This window comes from Citrobacter sp. BDA59-3 (assembly GCF_015167655.1).
Classification (GTDB): Bacteria; Pseudomonadota; Gammaproteobacteria; order Enterobacterales; family Enterobacteriaceae; genus Phytobacter; species Phytobacter diazotrophicus.
Genome location: NZ_CP063427.1, coordinates 5,271,077 through 5,294,488, shown reverse-complemented (window position 1 = coordinate 5,294,488; position 23,412 = coordinate 5,271,077). Strand labels below are relative to the sequence as shown.

Annotated in this window: 23 protein-coding genes and 1 pseudogene; 11 read left to right on the top strand and 13 right to left on the bottom strand. The window is 53.5% G+C overall.

Annotated features, from left to right (window positions below):
* Positions 1–2 precede the first annotated feature (2 nt).
* Positions 3–1,337 (bottom strand): D-serine ammonia-lyase, encoded by a 1,335-nt coding sequence (gene dsdA / locus IP582_RS24955; RefSeq protein WP_193794732.1) that lies wholly within the window; start codon positions 1,335–1,337, stop codon positions 3–5.
* A 255-nt stretch (positions 1,338–1,592) separates the two neighbouring features.
* Here dsdA and IP582_RS24950 point away from each other — a divergent pair.
* Positions 1,593–2,276 (top strand): annotated as a pseudogene (locus tag IP582_RS24950) (cellulase family glycosylhydrolase); the annotation flags it as partial.
* Positions 2,277–2,490: 214 nt separating this feature from the next.
* On the opposite strand, the gene emrD reads toward IP582_RS24950, so the two are convergent.
* From emrD to tisB, 3 genes are all read right to left on the bottom strand, one after another.
* Positions 2,491–3,732 (bottom strand): multidrug efflux MFS transporter EmrD, encoded by a 1,242-nt coding sequence (emrD, locus tag IP582_RS24945; RefSeq protein WP_193794731.1) that lies wholly within the window; start codon positions 3,730–3,732, stop codon positions 2,491–2,493.
* Positions 3,733–3,907: 175 nt separating this feature from the next.
* The gene (locus IP582_RS24940; protein WP_039080050.1) at positions 3,908–4,741 is read right to left on the bottom strand and encodes a DMT family transporter; all 834 of its coding nucleotides are present in this window, start codon (positions 4,739–4,741) and stop codon (positions 3,908–3,910) included.
* 143 nt (positions 4,742–4,884) lie between these two features.
* Positions 4,885–4,974 carry a type I toxin-antitoxin system toxin TisB gene (gene tisB, locus IP582_RS24935; protein ID WP_064572414.1) on the bottom strand — a complete coding sequence of 30 codons (90 nt, stop codon included), beginning with the start codon at positions 4,972–4,974 and terminating at the stop codon, positions 4,885–4,887.
* Positions 4,975–5,493: 519 nt separating this feature from the next.
* On the opposite strand from tisB, the gene ivbL reads away from it, so the two are divergent.
* From ivbL to ilvN, 3 genes are all read left to right on the top strand, one after another.
* Entirely contained in the window at positions 5,494–5,592 is a 99-nt protein-coding gene (gene ivbL / locus IP582_RS24930; protein WP_103281084.1) for an ilvB operon leader peptide IvbL, read from the top strand.
* Positions 5,593–5,695: 103 nt separating this feature from the next.
* Entirely contained in the window at positions 5,696–7,381 is a 1,686-nt protein-coding gene (ilvB, locus tag IP582_RS24925; protein ID WP_193794730.1) for an acetolactate synthase large subunit, read from the top strand.
* Between the two features lie 3 nt (positions 7,382–7,384).
* The gene (gene ilvN / locus IP582_RS24920) at positions 7,385–7,675 is read left to right on the top strand and encodes an acetolactate synthase small subunit (RefSeq protein ID WP_071195124.1); all 291 of its coding nucleotides are present in this window, start codon (positions 7,385–7,387) and stop codon (positions 7,673–7,675) included.
* 17 nt (positions 7,676–7,692) lie between these two features.
* On the opposite strand, the gene IP582_RS24915 is transcribed toward ilvN, so the two are convergent.
* On the bottom strand, positions 7,693–8,487 hold the full coding sequence (locus IP582_RS24915; protein ID WP_193794729.1) for a DeoR family transcriptional regulator: 795 nt from the start codon (positions 8,485–8,487) through the stop codon (positions 7,693–7,695).
* A gap of 262 nt (positions 8,488–8,749) precedes the next feature.
* Here IP582_RS24915 and rbsK point away from each other — a divergent pair, with 262 nt between their 5' ends.
* The 5 genes from rbsK (at position 8,750) to nepI (ending at position 14,016) form a co-directional block, all read left to right on the top strand.
* Complete coding sequence (rbsK, locus tag IP582_RS24910) at positions 8,750–9,670, top strand: ribokinase (protein ID WP_039080054.1); 921 nt, start codon at positions 8,750–8,752, stop codon at positions 9,668–9,670.
* 93 nt (positions 9,671–9,763) lie between these two features.
* A complete protein-coding gene (fucP, locus tag IP582_RS24905; RefSeq protein ID WP_039080055.1) occupies positions 9,764–11,080 on the top strand; it encodes an L-fucose:H+ symporter permease in 1,317 nt (438 codons plus the stop codon).
* An 11-nt stretch (positions 11,081–11,091) separates the two neighbouring features.
* Positions 11,092–12,105: an aldose 1-epimerase family protein gene (locus IP582_RS24900; protein WP_193794728.1), complete on the top strand. Its 1,014-nt coding sequence runs from the start codon at positions 11,092–11,094 to the stop codon at positions 12,103–12,105.
* A 170-nt stretch (positions 12,106–12,275) separates the two neighbouring features.
* Complete coding sequence (locus tag IP582_RS24895; protein WP_039080057.1) at positions 12,276–12,728, top strand: DUF1198 domain-containing protein; 453 nt, start codon at positions 12,276–12,278, stop codon at positions 12,726–12,728.
* A 106-nt stretch (positions 12,729–12,834) separates the two neighbouring features.
* Positions 12,835–14,016 carry a purine ribonucleoside efflux pump NepI gene (gene nepI, locus IP582_RS24890; RefSeq protein ID WP_193794727.1) on the top strand — a complete coding sequence of 394 codons (1,182 nt, stop codon included), beginning with the start codon at positions 12,835–12,837 and terminating at the stop codon, positions 14,014–14,016.
* A gap of 76 nt (positions 14,017–14,092) precedes the next feature.
* Here the strand turns inward: nepI and IP582_RS24885 are convergent, their stop codons facing one another.
* The 6 genes from IP582_RS24885 to IP582_RS24860 all read right to left on the bottom strand — a co-directional run bounded on the left by IP582_RS24885 (position 14,093) and on the right by IP582_RS24860 (position 20,117).
* Entirely contained in the window at positions 14,093–14,998 is a 906-nt protein-coding gene (locus IP582_RS24885; protein ID WP_193794726.1) for an EamA family transporter, read from the bottom strand.
* A gap of 106 nt (positions 14,999–15,104) precedes the next feature.
* Positions 15,105–16,484 (bottom strand): carbohydrate porin, encoded by a 1,380-nt coding sequence (locus IP582_RS24880; protein WP_193794725.1) that lies wholly within the window; start codon positions 16,482–16,484, stop codon positions 15,105–15,107.
* 266 nt (positions 16,485–16,750) lie between these two features.
* Positions 16,751–17,053, bottom strand: a complete 303-nt coding sequence (locus tag IP582_RS24875) for a PTS lactose/cellobiose transporter subunit IIA (protein WP_039080060.1) — start codon at positions 17,051–17,053, stop codon at positions 16,751–16,753.
* Between the two features lie 6 nt (positions 17,054–17,059).
* On the bottom strand, positions 17,060–18,448 hold the full coding sequence (locus IP582_RS24870) for a glycoside hydrolase family 1 protein (RefSeq protein WP_071195118.1): 1,389 nt from the start codon (positions 18,446–18,448) through the stop codon (positions 17,060–17,062).
* Between the two features lie 14 nt (positions 18,449–18,462).
* Positions 18,463–19,791, bottom strand: a complete 1,329-nt coding sequence (locus IP582_RS24865; protein ID WP_039080062.1) for a PTS sugar transporter subunit IIC — start codon at positions 19,789–19,791, stop codon at positions 18,463–18,465.
* Positions 19,792–19,802: 11 nt separating this feature from the next.
* Positions 19,803–20,117 (bottom strand): PTS sugar transporter subunit IIB, encoded by a 315-nt coding sequence (locus IP582_RS24860; protein ID WP_071195117.1) that lies wholly within the window; start codon positions 20,115–20,117, stop codon positions 19,803–19,805.
* A gap of 294 nt (positions 20,118–20,411) precedes the next feature.
* On the opposite strand from IP582_RS24860, the gene IP582_RS24855 reads away from it, so the two are divergent.
* Complete coding sequence (locus tag IP582_RS24855; RefSeq protein ID WP_039080064.1) at positions 20,412–21,365, top strand: LacI family DNA-binding transcriptional regulator; 954 nt, start codon at positions 20,412–20,414, stop codon at positions 21,363–21,365.
* A 44-nt stretch (positions 21,366–21,409) separates the two neighbouring features.
* On the opposite strand, the gene IP582_RS24850 is transcribed toward IP582_RS24855, so the two are convergent.
* The gene (locus IP582_RS24850; RefSeq protein ID WP_193794724.1) at positions 21,410–21,952 is read right to left on the bottom strand and encodes an RNA 2'-phosphotransferase; all 543 of its coding nucleotides are present in this window, start codon (positions 21,950–21,952) and stop codon (positions 21,410–21,412) included.
* Positions 21,953–22,253: 301 nt separating this feature from the next.
* Between IP582_RS24850 and IP582_RS24845 the strand changes: the two genes are divergently transcribed.
* Positions 22,254–22,478 carry a hypothetical protein gene (locus tag IP582_RS24845; RefSeq protein WP_193794723.1) on the top strand — a complete coding sequence of 75 codons (225 nt, stop codon included), beginning with the start codon at positions 22,254–22,256 and terminating at the stop codon, positions 22,476–22,478.
* Positions 22,479–22,647: 169 nt separating this feature from the next.
* Here the strand turns inward: IP582_RS24845 and nfsB are convergent, their stop codons facing one another.
* Positions 22,648–23,301 carry an oxygen-insensitive NAD(P)H nitroreductase gene (gene nfsB / locus IP582_RS24840; protein ID WP_193794722.1) on the bottom strand — a complete coding sequence of 218 codons (654 nt, stop codon included), beginning with the start codon at positions 23,299–23,301 and terminating at the stop codon, positions 22,648–22,650.
* Positions 23,302–23,412 lie beyond the last annotated feature (111 nt).

The following is a 23,412-nucleotide window of genomic DNA, read 5'->3' as shown; positions in this document are numbered from 1 at the left end:
CGTCAGAGCTGCCGGGCTTTTGCCAGATACTGCGTCATCTCTTCTTCTGGCACCATGCCCCCTCCGGTCGCCCAGACGATGTGGGTGGCGTTGTCTAACTGTTGCGCCGTAAGTCCCTGTAAAATTTGATATTCCGCGCTCGCGAAAACGCGCTGTGGTCCCGCCATTCCTGCCAGTGCGGAGGGCTCAAGGCGGATATTTTCTTCCTGCGCAAGCATACCGAGCAGGTCATACATCGTTTGATCGCCAAGCGTATAAAAGCCATCCAGCAGTCGTTGCATGGCACGGCCCACAAACCCGGACGCTCTGCCTACCGCCAGGCCGTCTGCCGCAGTGACATTATCAATACCTAAATCCTGAACGGAAATAGCATCGTGCAGCCCGGTATACACCCCCAGCAGCATGCAGGGAGAATGGGTCGGCTCAGCAAAAAAGCAGTGCACGTTATCACCGAACGCCAGTTTCAGGCCGAAGGCCACACCGCCAGGACCGCCGCCCACACCGCACGGCAGATAGACAAACAGCGGGTTTTCGGCATCCACCACCCGGCCTTGCTCTGTAAGCTGCGTTTTCAGACGCTGCCCGGCAACTGCATAGCCCAGAAAAAGCGTGCGCGAGTTTTCATCATCAATAAAGAAACAGTTTGGGTCGGACTGTGCTGCCTTGCGCCCCTGCTCCACCGCCACGCCGTAATCTTCCTCATATTCGACGACAATTACGCCGTGGCTGCGTAGTTTGGCTTTTTTCCAGGCTCGGGCGTCGGCAGACATATGTACCGTGACCTTAAAGCCGATACGGGCGCTCATAATGCCAATCGACAGCCCCAGGTTACCGGTCGAGCCGACGGCAATGCTGTACTGGCTAAAGAACTGTTTGAATTCAGGGGAGAGCAGCACGCTGTAGTCATCGTCGATGCTCAGCAAACCGGCTTCCAGCGCCAGTTTTTCCGCGTGAGCCAGCACTTCATAAATGCCGCCACGGGCTTTGATGGAGCCCGAGACCGGCAGATGGCTGTCTTTTTTCAGCAGCATTTCACCACTGATACGCTGTCCGTAAACCTTTTCCAACCGCTTTTGCATCGACGGAATGGCAACCAGTTCAGATTCAATGATGCCGCCAGAAGCTGCCGTTTCAGGGAAGGCCTTTGCCAGATAGGGCGCGAAACGGCTGAGACGTGCATGGGCGTCCTCAACGTCCGCCTGCGTGAGGCCGACATAAGGCAGCCCCTGCTCAAGAGAGGTCGTGGCCGGGTTAAACCAGGTCGTTTCCTGCAAATCTATCAAGGCTTGTAACTGTGGGAACGTCGCGATGAGTGTCTGTATTTGGTCAGGATTCATGTTAATTTCTGCACAATAAACGAAAGGTGTATGCTCTACAGTGGTCGATTTTTTTTATAAGCGCCAGCATCGACAACGTTTACGACGGTATATCCGGGCATAATCTTCATATTCTGTCGCATAACTGCGAATTTATTACGTTTATACGCTACGTATTCGGCGATAAATCATGCTAAATACATGTAATCACCACCGATTTTGGCAAGGTCAATTGTGTTAAAACCACTGTTAGCGATTGCTCTTCTTCTGGCGGGCATGCCTGCGTTTGCTGCTGATACGCCGCTTACGGCGACACGCTACGCTCAGGAACTGGGCGTGGGGATGGATGTCGACTGGGCGCGAACCGAGCGCGGTATCCGCGAGTTCGATCCGCTTATCGTCCGTGATTTCTATGCGGAGGGGATTCGCCACGTACGTATCCGGGTGGCCGATCCGTTAACCGAAGCCCGCCTCATTCACCTGCGCAAGCTGGTGGAGGCCTGCGAAAAATACGGTGTGATCCCGATAATCTCCTACCAGGCAGATACCTTTAAGGCTGAGCCGGTCGCAAAAAACGAAGCCCAACTGGTCGCCTGGTGGTCAACGATGGCGAACTACTTTGGCACCGAACATCCAATGCTGGGGTTCGACCTGATTTATGAGCCTTCGGATAAGCTCAATCACGATCTCTCTGCGCTTAACCGTGCGTATGAAAATATCATCAAGACCATCCACGACATCGATCCGCAGCGCATGATTTTTATTGCGCCGCGTCTGCGGGCCGCGCCTGAGGATTTAATGTCGTTGAAATTGCCAGGGCGTAGCCAGAACTACTTGCTGGCAGAGTGGCATATCTTCCCGTGGGGGCCATTGAAAAATAATGGCAAGTATCCGTGGACATCGGGTACGGCGGCTGAGAAAGCGGCAATCAGAGCACGCATTAACACCGCGGTGCATTGGCAGCAAAAAACCGGTCACGCAACCTGGGTTGGCGGCTGGTCGGTGGGGGAAACCATTAAAAGCCCGCCAGGTGAATCGCAACTGGCATTCGCCGCGTTTATGGCCTGCGAACTGAATAAGGCGCAGATCCCCTTCGCCCTCAATGCGGATACGCAATTTTATGATGGCGAAGAGGGGGCGTGGCGTCCGACAACCGAACCGTTGCTGAAAGCGATTATTTCACCGGACTGTGAGAAGGCTGATGCGAAGCCGGATCGCCGGGAAGGGAAGCCGCCTGTTCATGTTCATGGCGCTTCTGGCGCAGCGCCAGCGGCAGCCAGCTCAGCACAATCAAAAGCCCTGCCAGCGTCATCAGCATCCCAAGGCTAAACTGGCTGGTCTGGGGAAGCTGAGCGGAGAACCACGCAAGGGCGCCTGATCCCATATTTTGCATGCCACCTACCAGCGCCCCCGCCGTGCCCGCCAGAAAAGGGAACGGCTCCATTGCGCCACTGGTCGCCAGCGGAAAGAGCATGCCCGCCCCGAAGAAGAACAGTGCGGCGGGAACCAGCAGCGTCCAGACCGTCATCACGCCAAACCAGCCGGGGATCCACATCATTACGCCTGCCAGCAGACAACTGGCGACCGCCTGCCACATCAGTGTGGAGAAGCGCGCATTTTGCCGCCCGGCGAACCAGGCACCGAAAAAGGCGGCCGGAATGGGCAGAATAAACAGGATACTGACCGCCATACTCGAAAGCCCAAGCGTAGCGCCCATCAGCACGCCTGAGCAGGCTTCAAACACCGCGATACCCGCCAGCCCGCCAATCAGCATCAGCAAATAGCAGTTAAACATGCCGTTACCCAACAGGGTTTTATAACGGGCAATCAGGCCCATTTTTACGGTACCGGTCGGGCGCGTTTCCGGCATCCAGCGCGCCATGCTGTACGTGACGCCAGCACAGAGCACCAGCAGGAAAGCAAAACAGGCGCGCCAGCCCCAGAGGGTAGTCAGCAAGCCGCCAATCAACGGCGCAAGCAGCGGGCTTACCAGAATGCCCATGTTCAGCAAACTGTTAGCGTGGCGTAATTCGGTGCCGGAATAGAGATCGCGCGGCAGGGTACGTGCCATGACGCCGCCGACGCCGGTCCCCATGCCCTGAAAGGCGCTGGCGACTATCAGTACGGTCAGGCTGTGGGTCGTGGCAGCGACCAGTGTTGCCAGCATAAACACCGTTAAGCCGCAGAGGATCGCCGGACGGCGGCCAAAACGGTCGGCTAACGGGCCGTAAAAGAGTTGTGATACGCCATAGGTGAGCAGATAGGCGGCCATGACATTCTGCACCGCCCCTTCACGGGCACTGAGATCCTGCGCCATACCGGCAATCGCGGGAATATAAATGGTTTGCGCCATCTGCCCCACGGCCACCAACAGGACCAGCATCAAGAGTAAACTGACATTACGCTGTCTTTTCATTTCGCTGAATACGTTTTAAAAATAGATAAATAAAGAATATGGTGCTGCCATAACCGTAAAATGCGAGAGGAATCTACCACAGTAATGTGACACAACAAGATGCGGGGTCAGAAAGAGCGGCCGCCGCCAGGCAGGATTTGTAAACAATCATCGGCAACATTTGTTGCCAGCGTGATCAGGACAGGCGCAGCAAAATAGCCCCCGCAGCGATGCCACAAGCGGCAACGATGCGTAATCCGGCAACCTTTTCTTTGAGCATTAAAAAGGCGAGCAGTGCGCCAAAGAGAATGGAGGTTTCACGCAGTGCGGCGACCACCGCCAGCGGTGCCTGCGTCATCGCCCATAGCGCCAGGCCGTACGAGCCCATGGTACCAATGCCGCCAGGCAGCCCTTTTTTCCAGTTGTTCACCAGATAGTGAGAGACTTCACGGCGGCGAGCGATCATCGCCCAGGCCAACAGACAAAAACCGTTCATGAAAAAGGTCCAGAGGGTGTAACCGAACGCGCTACCCGCAAGACGTACACCAGTGCCGTCCACCAGCGTGTACCCGGCGATAAAACAGGAGTTGAGCAGCGCAAGCCAGATCCCACGCGTTGAGCTGTGTCGCCCGTTACAAGCCATGCCAAGAATGGACAGACAAATGACCGCGATACCGAGCCAGGCAAAGGTGGATAATGTATCCCCGAGGAACAGAACGCTGATCAGGGCCACCAGAAGTGGCGCGGTGCCGCGCATCAACGGGTAGGTCTGACTCATATCGGAAACTTGATACGTTTTAGCGACCAGCACCGTATAGACAACCTGTAGCAGGCAGGAAACGGCGAGATAAGGCACGCTGGCGAGCGACGGCTGAGGTGAGAAGGGCAGCATGACCAGGGCGATTAAAGCCGCAGAACCGCTGACGCAGATGGCGGAATAGAGCTTGTCGCTGCCCGCTTTAACAATCGCGTTCCAGCTCGCATGCAGAAGTGCGGCAAACAGCAGAATACAAAAAACAGTAACAGTCATGAGTACGTAGTGTCAGTGGGTGGCGTAAAAACGTACCATGAAAGCATTGATCGGAGCGACTATTCTGTGCGGTGACGAAGACAGCCTGCGTTTATTAAAGAGGGGCGGCTGCCCGCCCCTCTTAGGTACGACTTGAACCAGAATTACCGCAGTAATTTCAGGACAGCTTCAAGCAGTTGCAGCAAGGCAACTATGAGTTTCAGGATAAGGATAACCATATCCATTTCGCCCATACGTTTCTCCTTTGGCAAGGAGCACGACCGGCTGGCGTACCTTTCCGCTGCCTGTAACCAGCCGTTTTGTTGGCGTAACACAGTGTGCTCTCAAGGGGTTAAGGCACTGACGGCACCACCCGTTTCAGCCAGGACTTTATGTGCGCCCGTATCATAGCGGTCCCCTCATACACCGTGGTCGGCAAGATCATTATAAATTCATACTGTAAATATATACAGTGATTTCTGGACGAAATTTGCATCCTGTTTCATACTCAAACTGCTCGTAGTGTGTGCATAATTTGCGCGCAGGATTAATTGATCGTATAGTTTCACTGTTGACGTAACACAGTGTGCTTGCGGCCACCAACCGCAAAAACCTGCTAAAAACCTCGCTCCGGCGGGGTTTTTTGTTTTTATTGTCTGATTATTAAAATGTGATCGGCGACGCATATTGCCGTTGTGATGTAAAAACCGGTTGTCCAAATGCCATTCCTGTGTTTGTATAAATCCTGTTAATTATTCAAACACGAGTCCCCAATGAACGCTTCCACTATGACGATGAACCTACTAAAAACCGCGCATAACGCCGCGGTGGTCGTCGTGCGTGTGGTGGTGGTCGTCGGCAATGCGCCGTAGGGACTGGAACAACACACGATTCCAAAACCCCGCCGGCGCAAACCGGCGGGGTTTTTCGTTCAAAGCCTCCCGGAAAGTCGGCCCAGAAGAAAAGGACTGGAGCATGGCAAGTTCGGGCACAACACAAACGACACGCTTTACCGGCGCACAATTGATCGTTCATTTACTGGAACGCCAGGGCATTACCACGGTAGCGGGTATTCCTGGCGGGACCGTTCTCCCGCTGTATGACGCGTTAAGTCAGAGCACGCAAATTCGCCACGTCCTGGCACGCCACGAGCAAGGCGCCGGATTTATCGCCCAGGGCATGGCCCGTACCGAAGGTAAACCCGCCGTCTGTATGGCCTGTAGCGGGCCAGGCGCCACCAACCTGGTGACCGCCATCGCCGATGCGCGTCTCGATTCCATTCCGCTGGTATGTATCACCGGCCAGGTGCCTGCTTCCATGATCGGCACCGATGCGTTCCAGGAAGTCGACACTTACGGCATCTCTATCCCCATCACTAAGCACAATTACCTGGTTCGGGATATCGCCGAACTTCCGCAGGTGATGAGCGACGCGTTTCGCATTGCGCAATCCGGTCGTCCCGGCCCGGTGTGGATAGATATTCCTAAAGATGTTCAGACCGCGACCATCGAACTGAGCGAGTTGCCGGAGCCGGGCGGCAGAGCGCCAGCTCCGGCGTTTGACGCGAAAAGCGTGCAGGAAGCGGCGGCGATGATTAATGCCGCACAGCGTCCGGTGCTGTACCTGGGCGGCGGGGTGATTAACGCGCCGGAACAGGTGCGCGCCCTGGCGGAAAAAGCGAATCTGCCGACCACCATGACCTTGATGGCGCTGGGCATGTTGCCAAAAGCGCATCCGCTGTCGCTTGGGATGTTGGGTATGCACGGCGCGCGTAGTACCAACTTTATTCTGCAAGAATCTGATTTGCTGGTTGTTCTTGGTGCGCGTTTTGATGACCGGGCGATTGGTAAAACCGAGCAGTTCTGCCCGAATGCGAAAATCATTCATGTGGATATCGACCGCGCCGAACTGGGTAAAATCAAACAGCCACACGTTGCCATTCAGGGCGATGTGGGTGAAGTGCTGGCACAATTGCTGCCGCAAATTGACGCGCAGCCGCGTGAGGAGTGGCGTGGTCTGGTGGCGCAATTACAGCAGGAATTCCCGTCTGCCATTCCGCAGGGCGGTGACCCGCTGACCCATTACGGCCTGATCAATGCCGTTGCCGCCTGCGTCGATGACGAGGCGATCATCTCCACCGACGTGGGCCAGCATCAGATGTGGACCGCACAGGCCTATCCGCTCAATCGACCACGTCAGTGGCTGACCTCCGGCGGGCTGGGCACTATGGGCTTCGGCCTGCCAGCGGCGGTAGGTGCTGCGTTGGCGAACCCGCAACGCAAAGTGATCTGCTTCTCCGGGGACGGTAGCCTGATGATGAACATTCAGGAGATGGCCACCGCCGCAGAAAATAATCTGGATGTGAAAATTATTCTGATGAACAACGAAGCGTTAGGTCTGGTGCATCAGCAGCAGAGCCTGTTTTACAAGCAGGGCGTGTTCGCGGCGACGTATCCGGGAATGGTTAATTTTATGCAGATTGCCGCCGGTTTTGGCCTGCAAACCTGTGATCTCAACAACGAGGCTGACCCGCATGCCGCGCTGCAGGAGATCATAGCTCGCCCTGGTCCGGCGCTCATCCACGTGCGCATCGACGCCGAAGAAAAAGTGTATCCGATGGTGCCGCCTGGTGCGGCAAATACTGAGATGGTGGGGGAATAAGCCATGCAACAGACAGTTTCTGACAACGTAATTCTCGAACTCACCGTGCGTAACCATCCGGGTGTGATGACCCACGTCTGCGGCCTGTTTGCCCGCCGTGCGTTTAACGTGGAAGGCATACTCTGTTTGCCAATCAAAGACAGCGAGCAGAGTCGCATCTGGCTACTGGTGAATGACGATCAGCGTCTGGAACAGATGATTAGTCAGATTGAGAAGCTGGAAGACGTGGTACAGGTCGTGCGTAACCAGTCTTCACCAGGGATGTTCAACAAACTGGCCGTGTTCTTTGAGTAAGGCGACATCAGGCTCGCTTAGCGGGCCTGATCGTTTTCTGAGTCCGGTGTAATCACTTTCACAAACCCGTTACGGCAATGGGTCGGGTAATCCGCTGGTAATGGACGGTCGCTGATTAACACATCAAACCCGGACAGCGGCGCAATGCTCGCCGGGGCGACCTCATCAAACAGGGCATGGCGTGCCAGCAGAATTTTGCACATGCCGTGCTCCATCGCCTTTCGCTTCATGGGCAAATCATCCAGGTTAAACCAGGTTACGCCGTGGTGTTCGTGCACGCCGCTGGCGGAAATAAACACTTTTCGCGGGTTTAATGAATCTAACAGCGAGGGATTATTCGGATCGTAAAAGGCATCGCTTTTGGCGCGCCAGATGCCACCGCAGAGCATGGCCGTTGCGTTAGGCTTGGCGGTAAGCGCGACAAATACCTGATGGGAATAGCAGATGCCTGTAAAGGTAATGTCATCCGGGATCATGCTGATAACCAGCGGCATTTCCGGCCCATTATCAAAAAAGACCAAATCGTTCTCGCTCACCAGTCCGGCGGCAAGGATGGCGACAGGTAAATCATCACGATGGTGGGGGCGTAGGGTAGGTTGCGGTGCGGCGATGGGGGCGGATGGTTTGTTCACCATCACGATATAGCCCCCCAACAGCGCTAACGGCAGCGGTTCGTCGTCCTGACTAAAGTCCCTGCGAATGGTCATGACAGACACTTCCAGCATACGCGCGGCATCTTTTAAGTGGATCCGGTCAGTCTTTTTCAGTAACTCCACCAGACGTCGGATACGTTCTTTTTGCTTCGTTTCCACTCTCTTTCTCCGCTCTGCTTTGGTCTGCTGTGTTTCTAAAGTAACATTTTCTATCAATCAGGAACACGTAATGATATCAACACTATAATCCTGTTACCCGGCAAATAAAAGTGATGTGGCGCGGTATGTCAGGGATTTTGCGGTGTTGGAGGGTAACAAATGTGATTCTCTAATCGCGATCATGGTCACAAATGGTACTAAAATAACATGTTAATGTTACTAAAATATCATTGTTATGTGATTGTTTCTGAGAGGTAGCAAAATGGATATCGCAGTCATCGGCTCCAATATGGTGGATCTCATCACCTATACCAACCAGATGCCGAAAGAGGGAGAAACCCTTGAAGCCCCTGCCTTCAAAATCGGGTGCGGTGGTAAAGGCGCGAATCAGGCGGTGGCCGCCGCTAAAATGAATTCGAAAGTGATGATGTTGACCAAAGTGGGTGATGATATCTTTGCGGACAATACCATCCGTAATCTGGAGTCCTGGGGAATTAACACCACCTATGTGGAAAAAGTCCCCTGTACCAGCAGCGGCGTCGCGCCGATTTTTGTCAATCCCAACTCCAGCAACAGTATTTTAATTATTAAAGGCGCAAACAAATTTCTCTCTCCGGAAGATATCGATCGTGCTGCTGAAGATTTGAAAAAATGCCAGTTAATTGTCCTGCAACTGGAGGTACAATTAGAAACGGTATATCACGCCATCGAATTTGGTAAAAAGCATGGTATTAAGGTCTTATTAAATCCTGCCCCCGCACTGCGTGAACTGGATATGACCTACGCCTGTAAATGTGATTTCTTTATTCCCAATGAGACCGAGCTTGAAATTCTGACCGGCATGCCAGTCGACACCTATGATAATATTCGTACGGCAGCACGGAGCCTGATTGATAATGGCCTGAATAATATTATCGTGACCATGGGTGAAAAGGGTGCGCTATGGATGACCCGCGAGCGCGAAGTTCACGTTCCGGCGCACAAGGTCAACGCCATTGATACCAGTGGCGCGGGCGATGCCTTTATCGGCTGTTTTGCCCACTACTATGTCCAGGGCGGCGATGTCGAAGCGGCAATGAAAAAAGCCGCGCTGTTCGCTGCTTTTAGTGTGACTGGCAAAGGCACACAATCGTCTTACCCGAGCATTGAACAATTTAATGAGTACCTGGCTTTACATGAATAATAACCGCTGAGTTTATTCTGTAGCAGGCGCATCATTGCCGCCTGCTGTTCGGAATAAGACAGTGATAAACCCTGCACATTGAAAGGTAGCACTATGAACGAAAAAAATATCGTTCAGATGCCCGACGGGTATTTGAATAAAACCCCTTTGTTCCAGTTTATTTTGTTATCCTGTTTATTCCCGTTATGGGGATGCGCCGCTGCGTTAAATGATATTCTCATTACGCAATTTAAAAGCGTGTTCTCATTAAGTAACTTTGCCTCTGCGTTAGTGCAGAGTGCGTTTTATGGCGGCTATTTCTTAATTGCGATCCCGGCTTCTCTGGTTATTAAAAAGAGCAGCTATAAAATTGCGATATTAATCGGGCTGACCCTTTATATCGTCGGTTGTTCGCTGTTCTTCCCGGCCTCGCATATGGCGACCTATACCATGTTCCTGGCGGCGATATTTGCCATCGCCATTGGGCTGAGTTTTCTTGAAACCGCGGCCAATACGTACAGTTCGATGCTGGGGCCAAAATCACATGCGACTCTGCGCCTGAACATCAGCCAGACCTTCTACCCGATTGGCGCGGCGGCGGGCATTTTGCTCGGTAAGTACCTGGTTTTCTCCGAAGGTGAGAGTCTGCAAAAGCAGATGACCGGGATGACACCCGAGCAGATTCATAATTTTAAAGTGTTGATGCTCGAAAACACCCTTGAGCCCTATAAATACATGATTATGGTGCTGGTGGTTGTCATGGCGCTGTTTATGTTCACCCGCTTCCCGAAATGCAAAGTGGCGCAAACGGAGACACATAAACGTCCGACCGCTATGGAAACACTGCGTTATCTGGCACAGAATGCCCGTTTTCGCCGTGGTATTGTCGCGCAATTCTTGTATGTCGGCATGCAGGTAGCGGTGTGGTCGTTCACCATTCGTCTGGCACTGGAACTGGGTGATATAAACGAACGCGATGCGTCAAACTTTATGGTCTATAGCTTCGCCTGCTTCTTTATTGGCAAGTTCGTCGCCAACATTCTGATGACGCGGTTTAACCCGGCCAAAGTGCTGATTCTCTATTCCGTGATTGGCGCCCTGTTCCTGGCATACGTGGCGCTGGCCCCCAGCTTTAGCGCGGTGTACGTGGCGGTGGCGGTCAGCATCCTGTTTGGACCGTGCTGGGCGACCATTTATGCCGGCACGCTGGATACCGTGGATAACGAACATACGGAGATGGCAGGCGCGGTAATTGTGATGGCGATTGTTGGCGCGGCGGTAGTCCCGGCGATTCAGGGCTATGTGGCAGATATGTTCCATTCGCTGCAATTGTCGTTCCTCGTTTCCATGCTGTGCTTTGTCTACGTTGGCGTCTATTTCTGGCGCGAAAGTCGAGTGCGTCGCGAACTGACCGAAGCGACCGCTTCCTGAGGAGAAGGACGATGGCAACACGATTGATCCTGTGGCGTGAGCTGTTCACCCAACAGCCGCGCACCTTACTGGAAAACAGCGATTTTACCGTCACGGCGTTCCGCTACCCGAGCGGCGTGGAAGCTGTACGGCTGCAGAACGCCCGTGGGCACCTGGTCGTACTGCCCTGGCTTGGACAGATGATCTGGGATGCGACCTTCGACGGGCACGACCTGACGATGCGTAACATGTTCAGCCAGCCCAAACCGGCGAATGTGATTGTTGAAACATACGGCTGTTTTGCTTTTCATTCCGGGCTGCTGGCGAACGGCTGTCCGTCAGCGGAAGATACTCACGCGCTGCACGGCGAAATGGCCTGCGCCACGATGGATGAGGCGTGGCTGGAGCTCGACGGCGACGCGCTGCGTCTGGGCGGGCGCTATGAGTATGTGATGGGTTTTGGCGATCACTATCTGGCACAACCGTCGGTCACGCTGCATAAAGCGAGCGCGCTGTTTGATATCGCCATGGATGTTACTAATCTGGCGTCGGTGCCGATGCCGCTGCAGTACATGTGCCATATGAATTACGCCTATGTTCCGCAGGCAACATTTAGCCAGAACATTCCGGATGAAGCGTTAATGCTGCGCGAATCCATCCCGGCGCATGTGAAACCGACGGAGCAGTGGCTGGCATTCAATCGCCGCGTCCAGCAGGGCGAAGCGACGGTCACTGCGCTGACGGAGCCGGAATTCTACGATCCGGAAATCGTCTTCTTTGCCGACAGGCTTGACCGCCACACGGATAAGCCTGAGTTTTGTATGCATGCACCGGATGGCACCACCTTTGTGACGCGTTTTTCCAGTGAGCAGTTTAATTACGTCACGCGCTGGATCCTTTACAACGGCGATCAGCAGGTCGCGGCGTTTGCCCTTCCGGCAACCTGTCGCCCCGAGGGGTTTCTTGCTGCGAAGCGTAGCGGCAGTTTACTCAGCCTTGCGCCACAGCAAACCCGCCATTTTAGCGTCACCACGGGCATTGCCTGATGGCCTTACCTGAGCCCGGTTCGCCGGGCTTTGCTGTGTATTCTCATCAATAAAATCAGCCATCTGCGTGATCCCGTGCACTACGAAAAACCAGTAAGCTCACGCTTCGACTGTCCATTTTGTGCATTTTGACTTTATGATGTGCCTCCTGAGATGTGGCGGGAGCTTTCATGATTTGGTTAACACTGACGACACTGGTTGTGGTTTTTATTATTGGTTTCAGGGTATTAACGTCTGACTCCCGTCGCGCGATCCGTCGGTTGAGTGAGCGGCTGGCAATCACGCCGGTGCCGGTGGAAACCATGATTGATCAGATGGGGAAAAGCGCAGGGGCGGAGTTTATTCAGTATCTGGCTCGCCCGGATGAAGCACATCTGCAAAATGCCGCCCAGATGCTCTTTATCTGGCAGGTTTTTATTGTCGATGGCAGTGAACAGCATCTGCAATCCTGGCATCGCATTCTGCAAAAGGCCCGGCTGGCCGCGCCCATTACCGATGCCCAAGTCCGTCTCGCGCTGGGCTTTTTACGCGAACTTGAGCCGGATGTTGCTGAACTTAATGCCTTCCAGATGCGCTACAACACTTTGTTTGTCCCTGAGGAAGGGGTGCACTGGTTACACTGATCTTACTGTCCGATGGTGTAAATAGTTGCGTAAATGTTAAATGAATCACACTGTTGTTTGTTACACTACACGGCTTTCTCAATAAAACATGAAGCCGGGTGTAAAAATGATGGAAATGCAGCGGACGCAGCCTGCAACAGGCGGCGTAAGTCGCCCAAACTGGTCGGCGGTATTTGCCGTCGCCTTCTGTGTGGCGTGCCTGATCACCGTGGAGTTTCTGCCGGTGAGTCTGTTGACGCCCATGGCGCAGGATTTGGGCGTGTCGGAAGGTGTTGCCGGTCAATCGGTGACGGTAACGGCATTTGTCGCCATGTTCGCCAGCCTGTTTATCACCCATATCATCGGCAAAACGGACCGCCGTCTGGTGGTTATTGCCTTTTCGGTGTTGCTGACGCTCTCGTGTCTGCTGGTCTCGTTTGCTAATAATTTTACCTTGCTGTTGCTCGGGCGTGCTTGCCTTGGGTTAGCGCTGGGCGGTTTTTGGGCGATATCTGCCTCCCTGACCATGCGACTGGTACCTGCCCGCACCATTCCGAAGGCGCTGTCGGTCATCTTCGGTGCGGTCTCCATTGCGTTGGTGATTGCGGCGCCGTTAGGCAGTTTTCTCGGCGGGATCATTGGCTGGCGGCATGTGTTTAACGGCGCAGCGCTGATGGGGTTCGTTTGTATTGGCTGGGTGTGGATGGCGCTGCCGTCGATGCCGGGACAGACTGAACATCATCAGAATATGTTTGGTTTGTTGAAGCGCCCGGGCGTCCTTGCCGGAATGCTGGCGATTTTTATGGCCTTCGCCGGGCAGTTCTCGTTTTTCACCTACATTCGTCCGATCTTTATGACCCTCGCCGGCTTTGATGTTGATGGCCTGACGCTGGTGTTATTGAGCTTTGGTATTGCCAGCTTTGTGGGTACTTCGCTTTCATCACATATCTTAAAGCGCTCGGTAAAACTGGCGCTGGCCTGTGCGCCGCTGATCCTTGCAGTGAGCGCGCTGGTGCTGATTTTATGGGGCAGTAATAAAGTGGTTGCTTCGGGGATTGCCATCGTCTGGGGATTATCGTTCGCACTGGTGCCGGTGGGTTGGTCGACGTGGATCACCCGCTCGCTTGCCGATCAGGCGGAAAAGGCGGGGTCGATTCAGGTAGCGGTTATTCAACTGGCAAATACCTGCGGCGCGGCGGTTGGCGGCTATGCGCTGGACAACCTGGGCCTGCTTTCACCGCTGGTGCTGTCCGGGGCGCTGATGCTGCTTACCGCGCTGCTGGTGGCAGGAAAAGTGAAGGTGAAGTGATTTTCCTCTCACCCTTATCCGGGTTATTGCTGCGCTAACCGTAGCCCCGGTAAGCGTCAGCGCCACCGGGGGAATGTCAGGCTGCAGCCTGCATGCGTTTGCGGGAATCCAGCGAAATCAGCAGCACCGACGACACAATCATCAGCGTACCCAGCCAGTCCGGCAGCGTAAAAGCGATACCCAACAGGGCAACCGAGAGCAGCGCGCTACTCAGCGGTTCCGCACAGCTCAGAATACTGGCGCGTGAGCCGCCAATCATCTGCGCCCCTTTCAGATACAGGCTAAAGGTCAGCGCGGTACCCACCATCACCAGATACATAAAGGCCATCACCAGATTGCCGTCGATAATGAAATCGCCACCTTTATTGCCATAGAACGGCGTCAGCATTAATCCGGCGAGAAACATACTCCAGCCGACAATCGGCAGTGTGCCGTAGCGGGCGATAAGCTTCGACGGATAGGTGGAATAGAGCGCGGCGGAAAACGCCGACGCGATGCCCCATACCAGCGCTTCGGTGGAAATCGACAGCGATGTCATATTTCCGTGGGTCACCAGCAAGAGGGTGCCAATCAGAGAGGTTGCAATCGCCGCCGTAACTGCGAGCGTCGGCTTCGCTTTTCGTGCCAGGGCAAACCACGTCACGATAATTGTTGGCGAGAGAAATTGCAGTACCGTGGCGGTGGCGGCATTGGATTTCTCGATGGTCACCAGGAAGGTGAGCTGAACGATAAGCGCGCCAAACAGCGAAAAGAACAGCAGGCTCAGCGTGTCTTTGCGGTTTTTCACGATCGCGAAAATTTTATCGCCATGGAAAAACGACAGAATTAATAACACCGCGCCGCCGGACAGCAGGCGAACCATCGTCAACCAGGGGGCTGCGATGTGACTTTTCTCCATGATGTACTGAGCGCAAACCCCGGAACTGCCCCATAAAATGGCGGCAATCAGTACATAAAGCATCCCTTTTTTTGTGAAACCCATTTTCTACCCAGTCCTGCCATGCTGCTTTCTTATTGATGAATTTTGCATCATAACACAGGCGTGATGGATAACCGGAGGCAGCATCCCTGCCGCCCGTGGATTTACATTAGAACCAGGCTTCCCACATTGCACCGACGTTGAAGGAGTCCAGCGTGGTGTCATCCGTACCGTTAACACGCGCGGTACGCTTGTTGTCAACTTCGCCACCGGTCACGTAGAAGCGCAGCATCGGACGGAACTCTGGCCCCATATCGATGGAGATATTCTGCGACAGGGTCGCTTTCCAGCCGTTGTTATCACCGCCTTTGTCGTAAGCCACTTTCTGCCAGCCCAGCTCAAGCCAGGTGGAATGAACGTCGTTCCACCAGTACATCGGGCGCACAATGGCGTTGTAGTTCTTACGGTTGTCAGACTTGTCTGCGCTGTTGTCGTAATCGTGGAAGGCGAGGAGATATTCCACCTGCATCTGGCGACTAAACTTGTGCAGCCCTTCGAAGCTGGCATAAATAGTCTTCAGATCATCCGTTTTGTTATAAACGCTGTTATCTGCGTTATCGGAGTAACGGGCGATAACTTTGTTCACACCGCTGTCGTTGGTATGGCTTAACACCACGCCACCCTGCCATGCTTTCAGGCGGGCATCGCTTTCAACGGCCTTCGAGTCAAAACCGTAGTTTGCGTAAACTTCCAGATCCAGCGGGCCGACTTTCATGCCGTGGATTTTTGAGGTGACGGCGTAATTGCCTTTGTCGCCGGTGCCGGAGCCGCCGGTACAGGTAATGCGTGACGGGTTATCCCCGTTGTCTTCTACTTCCGGGTTACAGGACTGCACGGCAGCTACAGTGGCCACGTCAAACTGCACGCCACCGATATCGAAGTTTTTCACCCCGGCACCCTGGCCATCGTGGTTCATCCAGAAGTAGTCGTTGATGCCCTGTTGTGGACGCTGATGGAAGTCACGACCTGCCCAGAAATAGGCGTTCGGGTTGGATTCCAGCAGGTTGGTCACACCGGCGTAGGCTTTTTTCAGGTTAACTTCGTCGCCCCAGTGATCAAACATCACGTTGACGTCCCAGATTGCTCCACGCGAACTCTTAAATGCTTTGGAAAGCTGGAACTCGCCACCGTTGCCTTCGTTACCCAGACGGCCAATCGCAGACGAGCCGTTATATGAACCGTCTACGCCAACATATTTCTGATCGCCGCTCTGGTAATGGGCGCCGTAACGGGCGTAACCGCTAAATTTCACGCCATAAGGAATAGCTAAGTCAGGCGTTTGCGCAGTGCTTTGCGGCTCGGTAATGACATCCGCTTTTTTATCAATAGCGGCATCCATTTTTGCCTGCCGCTCGGCTAATGCTTTATCCACCGCTTTTGCCACGATGGCGTCGATTTGTTCTTGCGTAAATTCTTGTGCTATCACCGAACCAGAGCAAAGCGCAGCCGTAACCGCCAGTGCCACTGGAAGTTTATTGTTTAATTTCATAGTTATCTCAATTTATACCCTTTATATTTCAAGTTGCATGGGCATTAGCTGCGCGCATTCACCCGAATCACTTACATCAGTAAGCTCCTCGGGATTCTTTCGCCTGCCGTGTTCCTGAAACTCGAATTATTTAGGGTCTCGTTGGTTGTTTTTAAACAATAACCATCCTGTCCTGATTTGACAGAACAACATGCCAGTATCAAAACAAGTTGATTTATATTTTATAATTCAGGTACAGAGTTATATCTTCCATAAACAATGAGCTTTTAACGCTGATAAAGCTGAATAATCTCCTCTGATAATTCACGCGCCAGTAACGACGTCATTAAATGATCCTGGGCATGTACCATAATTAATGTCATGGGTTGCCGGGCTTCGCCGGCATCCTGTTCAATTAATTTGGTTTGCATTTGATGGGCCTGGCGTGAATAACCATCGGCTTCACGCAGCAGTGTTTGGGCTTCCTCAAAATTGCCCGCTCTTGCGGCACGCAATGCTTCAAAGCACAGACTGCGTGACTGACCCGCGTTAACGATAATTTCCATTACCGCTTCTTCTAATGCGACCATATTTATTTACTCTTCATCAAAACCATTATTTTTCGCGGTGGCGGCAAACCATTCTCCGCTTTTCTTAACGGTACGTTTCTGGGTTTCTAAATCGAGCTGAACAAAACCGTAGCGATTTTTATACGCGTTACACCATGACCAGTTATCAATAAAGGTCCACATATGATAACCAAGGCAATTACAGCCTTCGCTAATTCCTTTATGCAGCCATTTAAGGTGATCGGCAATAAATGCAATCCGGTACTGATCGTTTATTTGCCCGTTTTCAATAAAGCGCTGTTCATTCTCGACACCCATTCCATTTTCAGAAATAAAGCAGCGTGGGTTGCCATAATTATCACGAAGATTAACCAAAATATCGTAAATACCCGGCTCATAAATTTCCCAGCCGCGATAAGGGTTCATTTTTCGCCCCGGCATCTCGTAATAATCAAACAGCCATTCCGGCATAAACGGTGACTCTGGGTTAACGGCGCTGTCCCGGCATTTCACCCGCCGCGGCTGGTAATAGTTAATGCCCAGTAAGTCTATTTTCCCGTCGGCAATCAGCTCCTTATCGCCCAGATGGCACTCAGGAAGCTGATCATACTCTTTCAGCAAAGCCACCAGGTCCGCCGGGTATTCACCCCGCAGTACCGGATCGAGGAAGCTGCGGTTAAACAGCAGATCCGCATGGTGCGAAGCTTTCACATCCGCCGGGTGCTGTGAACGTGGATACGACGGCGTCAGGTTGAGCACAATGCCGATCTCACCAGGATGACGCCCGGCGCGAAACGCCCGCACCGCGCTGGCATGAGCCAGTACCGTGTTGTATGCCACTGTGGCTGCCCGTTTGAAATCCACCACGTTCGGGTAATGGAAGTCATACAGATAACCCCCTTCAACTGGCACAATGGGTTCGTTGAAGGTAAACCAGTGCTTCACCTGATGACCAAACAGGTCGAAACAGATCTGCGCGTAGCGGGTGAATGCCTCAACCACTTCGCGATTTTCCCAGCCGCCTTTCTCCTGCATCACCATCGGCATGTCGAAGTGGAACAGAGTGATAAACGGTTCGATGCCCTGTTCCACCAGTTCGTTAAGCATGGTGCTGTAAAACGCAACGGCCTGGGTATTCACCTCACCGGTACCGTCAGGAATCAGTCGGCTCCAGCTTATTGAGGTACGAAAGCTGTTGTGGTTCAGTTGTTTTAACAGGGCGATGTCTTCGCGCCAGTGCTGGTAAAAGGTGGACGTATCCTGCGGGCCCACCTGCTGATGAAAGCGCCAGGGTTGGCTGGCGTACCAGGCATCCCATGTTGTGGCGCTCTTCCCGCCCTGTAAGCTTTCCCCTTCGGTTTGTTGCGCGGAACTGGCGCTGCCCCACCAAAAGTTTTCGGGAAATGCATATTTCATTTTTCTCTCCTTGTTCAGTTACTGCCGACGGTTTCCGCCATCGGTGCGCTGTTCTGCGCTTTTTGCTCTTCGGTCTTCATCAATGAACGTTCGTAAGCACGCAGGAACGGCAGGTACATCAGTGCGGACATCACCATACAAATCACGCACATCACCACCGGACTGAATGCCCAGTTGGCTGCCCAGGATGCGCCAATCGGTGCCGGTGTTGTCCATGGCGTCAGTGAGACGACCTGCGCCAGTAAGCCCATGCGGGTTGCCGCATACGCCAGAATGGCGTTTACCAGAGGGACACAGACGAACGGGATAAACAGCATCGGGTTCATGATGATCGGTGCGCCGAACAGAATCGGTTCATTGATGTTGAAGAAGCTTGGCACAACGCCCATTTTGCCGATAGTCCGTAGGTGCGCAACGCGGCTACGCAGCAGCAAAAAGGCCAGCGGTAAGGTTGAACCCACGCCGCCGATCAGCAGGTAGTGGTCCCAGAAACCTTGCAGGTAAACGTGCGGTAATGCAGCGCCTGCGGCCAGAGCAGCCTGGTTGGCGGAGAGGTTTGCCATCCAGAAGGGGTTCATGATGCCGGTGACGATAAGCGAACCGTGGATACCGGCAAACCAGAAGATCTGGCACAGCAGCACAGAGAGCAGAATGGCAGGCAGTGAGTCTGATGCGGAGACCAGCGGTTCCAGCAGGTGCATAATCGCCTGCGGCAGGATCATGCCAGTTTGCGCTTCAATAAACAGGTTCAGCGGATGCAGCGTACCGATAATCACCAGAACCGGGATCAGGATTTCAAACGAGCGGGCAACACCGGTCGGCACCTCTTTCGGCAGGCGAATAGTGATGTTGTGCTGCTTGAGCCAGGCATAAACGCGAGCGGAGTAAATTGACGTCAGCAGTGCGGTGAAGATCCCCTGGCCGGAGAGGTACTGAGTGGAAATCTGTCCTTCATGATAGGGGGCCGCTACCAGCAGGAACGCCATAAATGCCAGCAGGCCGGTCATCACCGGGTCAAGATTAAACTGACGGCCCAGGCTCGCGCCGATACCGACAGAAATGAAGAAGGTCATGACCCCCATGCTCAGGTTGAAAGGCAACATTAGCTGTGCGCGATATTCGGTTGAAAAATCCAGCCAGGCGCGGGCAAAACCGTTGGTCGTTTCCGGGGAGAACGGCGGGAAAATAAACACCAGCATAAACGAGCCGATGATCATGAACGGCAGCGCGGCGGTAAAGCCATCGCGGATAGCGATAACGTATTTCTGCTGTCCGAGTTTGCCCGCAAGCGGGGTAATGGACTGCTCAATGACGCCAATCATAGACTGATATAACGAACTCATGGGTTCACCTTTTAGTGCGCCGCTTCAATCAGCGACAGTGCATAGTCCAGTACTTTATCGCCACGCTGCATCCCGTAGTCCATCGGATTGATGGGCTGCACGGGGATACCGGCGGCGGCGGCCTTTTCTGACAGCGTATTTAACATATATTTCACTTGCGGTCCGAGAAGCACGACCTGGTATCGTGGAAACTGCATATCAAATTCAGCCACACCGTACGCATCGATCTCGACCGGCAAATTCCGTTGCTGCGCCTCTTCAACCATTTTCCTGACTAACAGGCTGGTAGACATACCGGCGGAGCAACACAACATAATCCTGAACATCTTGACCTTCCTCGAATGTAAAAAGTTATTGCGGGGATGATTGGATATCATACGGAAACCGGTTTCCATCTCATCGCAAAAGAAGTGTGATGGGTATCAAAGTCTCATTGATATAAGCGCTTTTTTCTGGATTCAGGTCACGGAATTTGGATGGATTCTGATAGCAATAGAGTCCAAATGGAAAATCGGTTTCCATGAAAAAAAGAAAAGGATATACTGCGAATGGTTATATTATGAACCATTGCTGGACTTGGTATTTTCAGGCGTAAATTAGTCGTCTGTCAGGGGAGAAAGATGTCTACAATCAACGATGTATCACGTTTAGCTGGGGTGTCCAAAGCCACAGTCTCACGGGTGTTGAGTGGTTCGCGCGGCGTTAAGGAAGCCAGCCGCCTTGCAGTACTGAAAGCGGTCGATGAGCTGAATTATCGGCCCAATGTTATCGCACAGTCCTTACTCAGCCAGTCGACAGGCTGCATCGGTGTGATTTGCGCCCAGGACAATATCAACCAGACCACCGCATATCTTTACGCGCTGGAAAAACACCTCAGCCAAAGTCAGAAACATTTGCTGCTGCGCTTTGCCAACAGCAAAGCGGGGGTGCTGAGTGCGCTGGAAGAACTTACCTGTGGGTTGTGCGACGATGTGTTGATTATCGGCGCCCGTTTCCCGCTGAATATCAACGACGAGAATGTCATTCTGGTGGATTGCGCGGAGTCAGAAACGCCAAACAGTATCCAGTTCGACCACGCGTTCGCGGCTGAAACGGCCTGTAATTTCCTGATAAGCCAGGGGAGACGCCAGATTGCCCTCATCCACCCGGATACCAGCGGCCCGGCGGACCAGGTACTGCTCGGTTATAAGCATGCGCTGGAAAACAATTTCCTGCCGTTTAATCGCAACCTGGTCTTTATGGATGACACCTCGTCATCTGTGGCGTTGCAGGTATTGCTCAACAATGCTACTACCTTGAATTTCAACGCCCTTTTGGTTGCCGATGAGCAGGAAGCGCAGCGGGTGATCCCGCAGTTGCAGGCGTTCAATAAATCCGTACCGGGCGACATCATGGTCTTTAGCCTGGCGGGGTCACTGCATCTGCCGGGGGTTCCAAAAATCCCGGCGATTGAGTACTCCATAGACTCGATGGCGGCGCGGATTGTCGCGTGGCTCAACGAAAAAACCCAAAGCGCGCTGGGCTCTTGTGTGGTGCGCGGGGATTTAATTATTCCTGAGATGATCAAGCGTTAACATTTAAAGAGAGCCTCCGTCCGGAGGCTTTTTTAACGCCGGGATCACTGGCTGATAAATTCCACCGCAACCTGCCGGGTCAACCAGACGCCATTCTCCGCCTGATAGAACGGATAACCCTGCCCGAACATGGCTAATGCGTTAATTTCCAGCACCACCGGCGTACCGTAACGCTGTCCGACCTGGATGGCCACCTCCCGGTCGGCGGAGAGATGAACATATTGTCGCGACTGTGCGGTTAATCCTTCTGCAAGAATGGCGGAAAGAAAACGGCTGGCGGTGCCGTGGTACAAGATGTCCGGTGGTTTTTTTTCAGTAAAGGCGATATCGACTTTCGCCGTCGAGTGCCCCTGAACAGCACGAATACGCAGCCCGTCTTCTGAGAGGGCGAAGCGCTTTTTATCACTGCCTTCCACGACCGCCTCAATGAGTTGTTTGTCCAGTGATGGCCCCTGGCCTGCCGCGCCTGCGATCAGTGCATCAATGTTCGCCCACCCTTCGCTATCCAGTTCCAGACCAATGGCTTCAGGTTGATGGCGCAGAACGTAGCTCAGAAACTTACTGACTTCATTATGTGCTTTTTTCATTATTGTCATCCTTGCATGTCGTTTGCGTGGGGTACAAATAAACCAACCCCAGGGGTTGTAAATCGCCCAGTTTGACACCCGAAAATGATTGATAAAAGAGTGAAGGAGGCGGGAAGTCATAAAAAAGAGGACAACCGCTCTTCTTTGATGCAGAGGGGATCCCCGGATGCATCGCGCACGCAGTACGGTCCCCTCTCCCTTGAGGGGTGAGGAATCCCCAGTAATCTTACGTCTTACAGCGATAACGCCGCGTAATAAGAATAAAACAGTGACAGCGATGACAGGGTCCGGCTGAAAATCGATGAGGCGTTGGCGGCTGACCGGGGCCGTCCGCAGGGAAGCGGGCGGAGGGGATAGCCTGCAAGGACGCAGGCTGGTCCCCGACCCGAAAGTCAGCCGACATAAGCATCATGGACCGCGCCAGCGGCGATTTTCCTGGCCGGGAGCCCGGGTCGCCAGGGTGGCGGCGGTGAGCCACCCTGGCACGTTCACGGGTTCTGTCGCGACAGAAAAGCAAGGAACATAAGGTGAACGGAATGACCATCAGAGCCGCATTTTCCCCCTCACCCTGGCCCTCTCCCTCAGGGAGAGGGGACCGTTCGTGCTCGCATTTTTGTGGGGATTCCTCAGCCCTTGAGGGAGAGGGTTAGAGTGAGGGGGAAATGCCGCAAACAGCACGCGTGCAGCATTCACCATCAAATAAAGGTAAAAATCTCTTCACGCGGCAGGCGGGATTTCGGCAATGCGGCGTTGAAATCACTTTCGCTGCGGTAACCGAGCGACACCAGCACCACGCTGGTCAACCCTTTTTCACGCAGACCCAGCGAGAGGTCCAGCGCACGTTGATCAAAACCTTCCATCGGCGTTGCGTCGATACCTAACATCGCCGCGCCCAGCAGCAGGCCGCCCAGCGCCAGATAAACCTGTTTCTCCATCCACTGCGGAATATCACGGGATTCATAGCGGTGCATATCCACATAAGAACGACGGCTCTTATCCTGGCCTGCCTGCGCGCCTTCGGCAACGAAACGGCCATCTGCGCTCTCCTGCGTCAGCACCTTTTGCAGATGCTGATCATCCAGATCTGTACGCATGCAAAGTGCAATAACGTGCGAGGCATTCAGCACTTTAGGTTCGTTGTAAATGAAAGCGCCGGTGGTGGATTTTGCAATCGCGGCACGGCCTTCGACCGTCGATGCCACCACAAAATGCCACGGCTGGGAGTTTACCGAAGAGGGGCTGTTTTGTAGTACATTAAGCAGCGTCTCAATCTGCTCCTGCGGCAGGGTTTTACCCCCTTCAAAGGCTTTAACGGTATGGCGGGCAAGCACAGCATCATCTAAAGTCATCGTCTTTCTCCGGCAGGAAAATGAAATAAATACGGGACTTGCCGCCCCGTCTGGTAGGTCGAGAATAAACACAAATAGTGACGAGATAAATCACCTCCGCTGTGCAGCACT

Coding starts and splice junctions, on each gene's coding strand:
- dsdA (WP_193794732.1), bottom strand. CDS start 1,337: ATGAATCCTGACCAAATACAGACACTCATCGCGACGTTCCCACAGTTA.
- emrD (WP_193794731.1), bottom strand. CDS start 3,732: ATGAAAAGACAGCGTAATGTCAGTTTACTCTTGATGCTGGTCCTGTTG.
- IP582_RS24940 (WP_039080050.1), bottom strand. CDS start 4,741: ATGACTGTTACTGTTTTTTGTATTCTGCTGTTTGCCGCACTTCTGCAT.
- tisB (WP_064572414.1), bottom strand. CDS start 4,974: ATGGGCGAAATGGATATGGTTATCCTTATCCTGAAACTCATAGTTGCC.
- ivbL (WP_103281084.1), top strand. CDS start 5,494: ATGAACGCTTCCACTATGACGATGAACCTACTAAAAACCGCGCATAAC.
- ilvB (WP_193794730.1), top strand. CDS start 5,696: ATGGCAAGTTCGGGCACAACACAAACGACACGCTTTACCGGCGCACAA.
- ilvN (WP_071195124.1), top strand. CDS start 7,385: ATGCAACAGACAGTTTCTGACAACGTAATTCTCGAACTCACCGTGCGT.
- rbsK (WP_039080054.1), top strand. CDS start 8,750: ATGGATATCGCAGTCATCGGCTCCAATATGGTGGATCTCATCACCTAT.
- fucP (WP_039080055.1), top strand. CDS start 9,764: ATGAACGAAAAAAATATCGTTCAGATGCCCGACGGGTATTTGAATAAA.
- IP582_RS24900 (WP_193794728.1), top strand. CDS start 11,092: ATGGCAACACGATTGATCCTGTGGCGTGAGCTGTTCACCCAACAGCCG.
- IP582_RS24895 (WP_039080057.1), top strand. CDS start 12,276: ATGATTTGGTTAACACTGACGACACTGGTTGTGGTTTTTATTATTGGT.
- nepI (WP_193794727.1), top strand. CDS start 12,835: ATGATGGAAATGCAGCGGACGCAGCCTGCAACAGGCGGCGTAAGTCGC.
- IP582_RS24885 (WP_193794726.1), bottom strand. CDS start 14,998: ATGGGTTTCACAAAAAAAGGGATGCTTTATGTACTGATTGCCGCCATT.
- IP582_RS24880 (WP_193794725.1), bottom strand. CDS start 16,484: ATGAAATTAAACAATAAACTTCCAGTGGCACTGGCGGTTACGGCTGCG.
- IP582_RS24875 (WP_039080060.1), bottom strand. CDS start 17,053: ATGGTCGCATTAGAAGAAGCGGTAATGGAAATTATCGTTAACGCGGGT.
- IP582_RS24870 (WP_071195118.1), bottom strand. CDS start 18,448: ATGAAATATGCATTTCCCGAAAACTTTTGGTGGGGCAGCGCCAGTTCC.
- IP582_RS24865 (WP_039080062.1), bottom strand. CDS start 19,791: ATGAGTTCGTTATATCAGTCTATGATTGGCGTCATTGAGCAGTCCATT.
- IP582_RS24860 (WP_071195117.1), bottom strand. CDS start 20,117: ATGTTCAGGATTATGTTGTGTTGCTCCGCCGGTATGTCTACCAGCCTG.
- IP582_RS24855 (WP_039080064.1), top strand. CDS start 20,412: ATGTCTACAATCAACGATGTATCACGTTTAGCTGGGGTGTCCAAAGCC.
- IP582_RS24850 (WP_193794724.1), bottom strand. CDS start 21,952: ATGAAAAAAGCACATAATGAAGTCAGTAAGTTTCTGAGCTACGTTCTG.
- IP582_RS24845 (WP_193794723.1), top strand. CDS start 22,254: ATGAGGCGTTGGCGGCTGACCGGGGCCGTCCGCAGGGAAGCGGGCGGA.
- nfsB (WP_193794722.1), bottom strand. CDS start 23,301: ATGACTTTAGATGATGCTGTGCTTGCCCGCCATACCGTTAAAGCCTTT.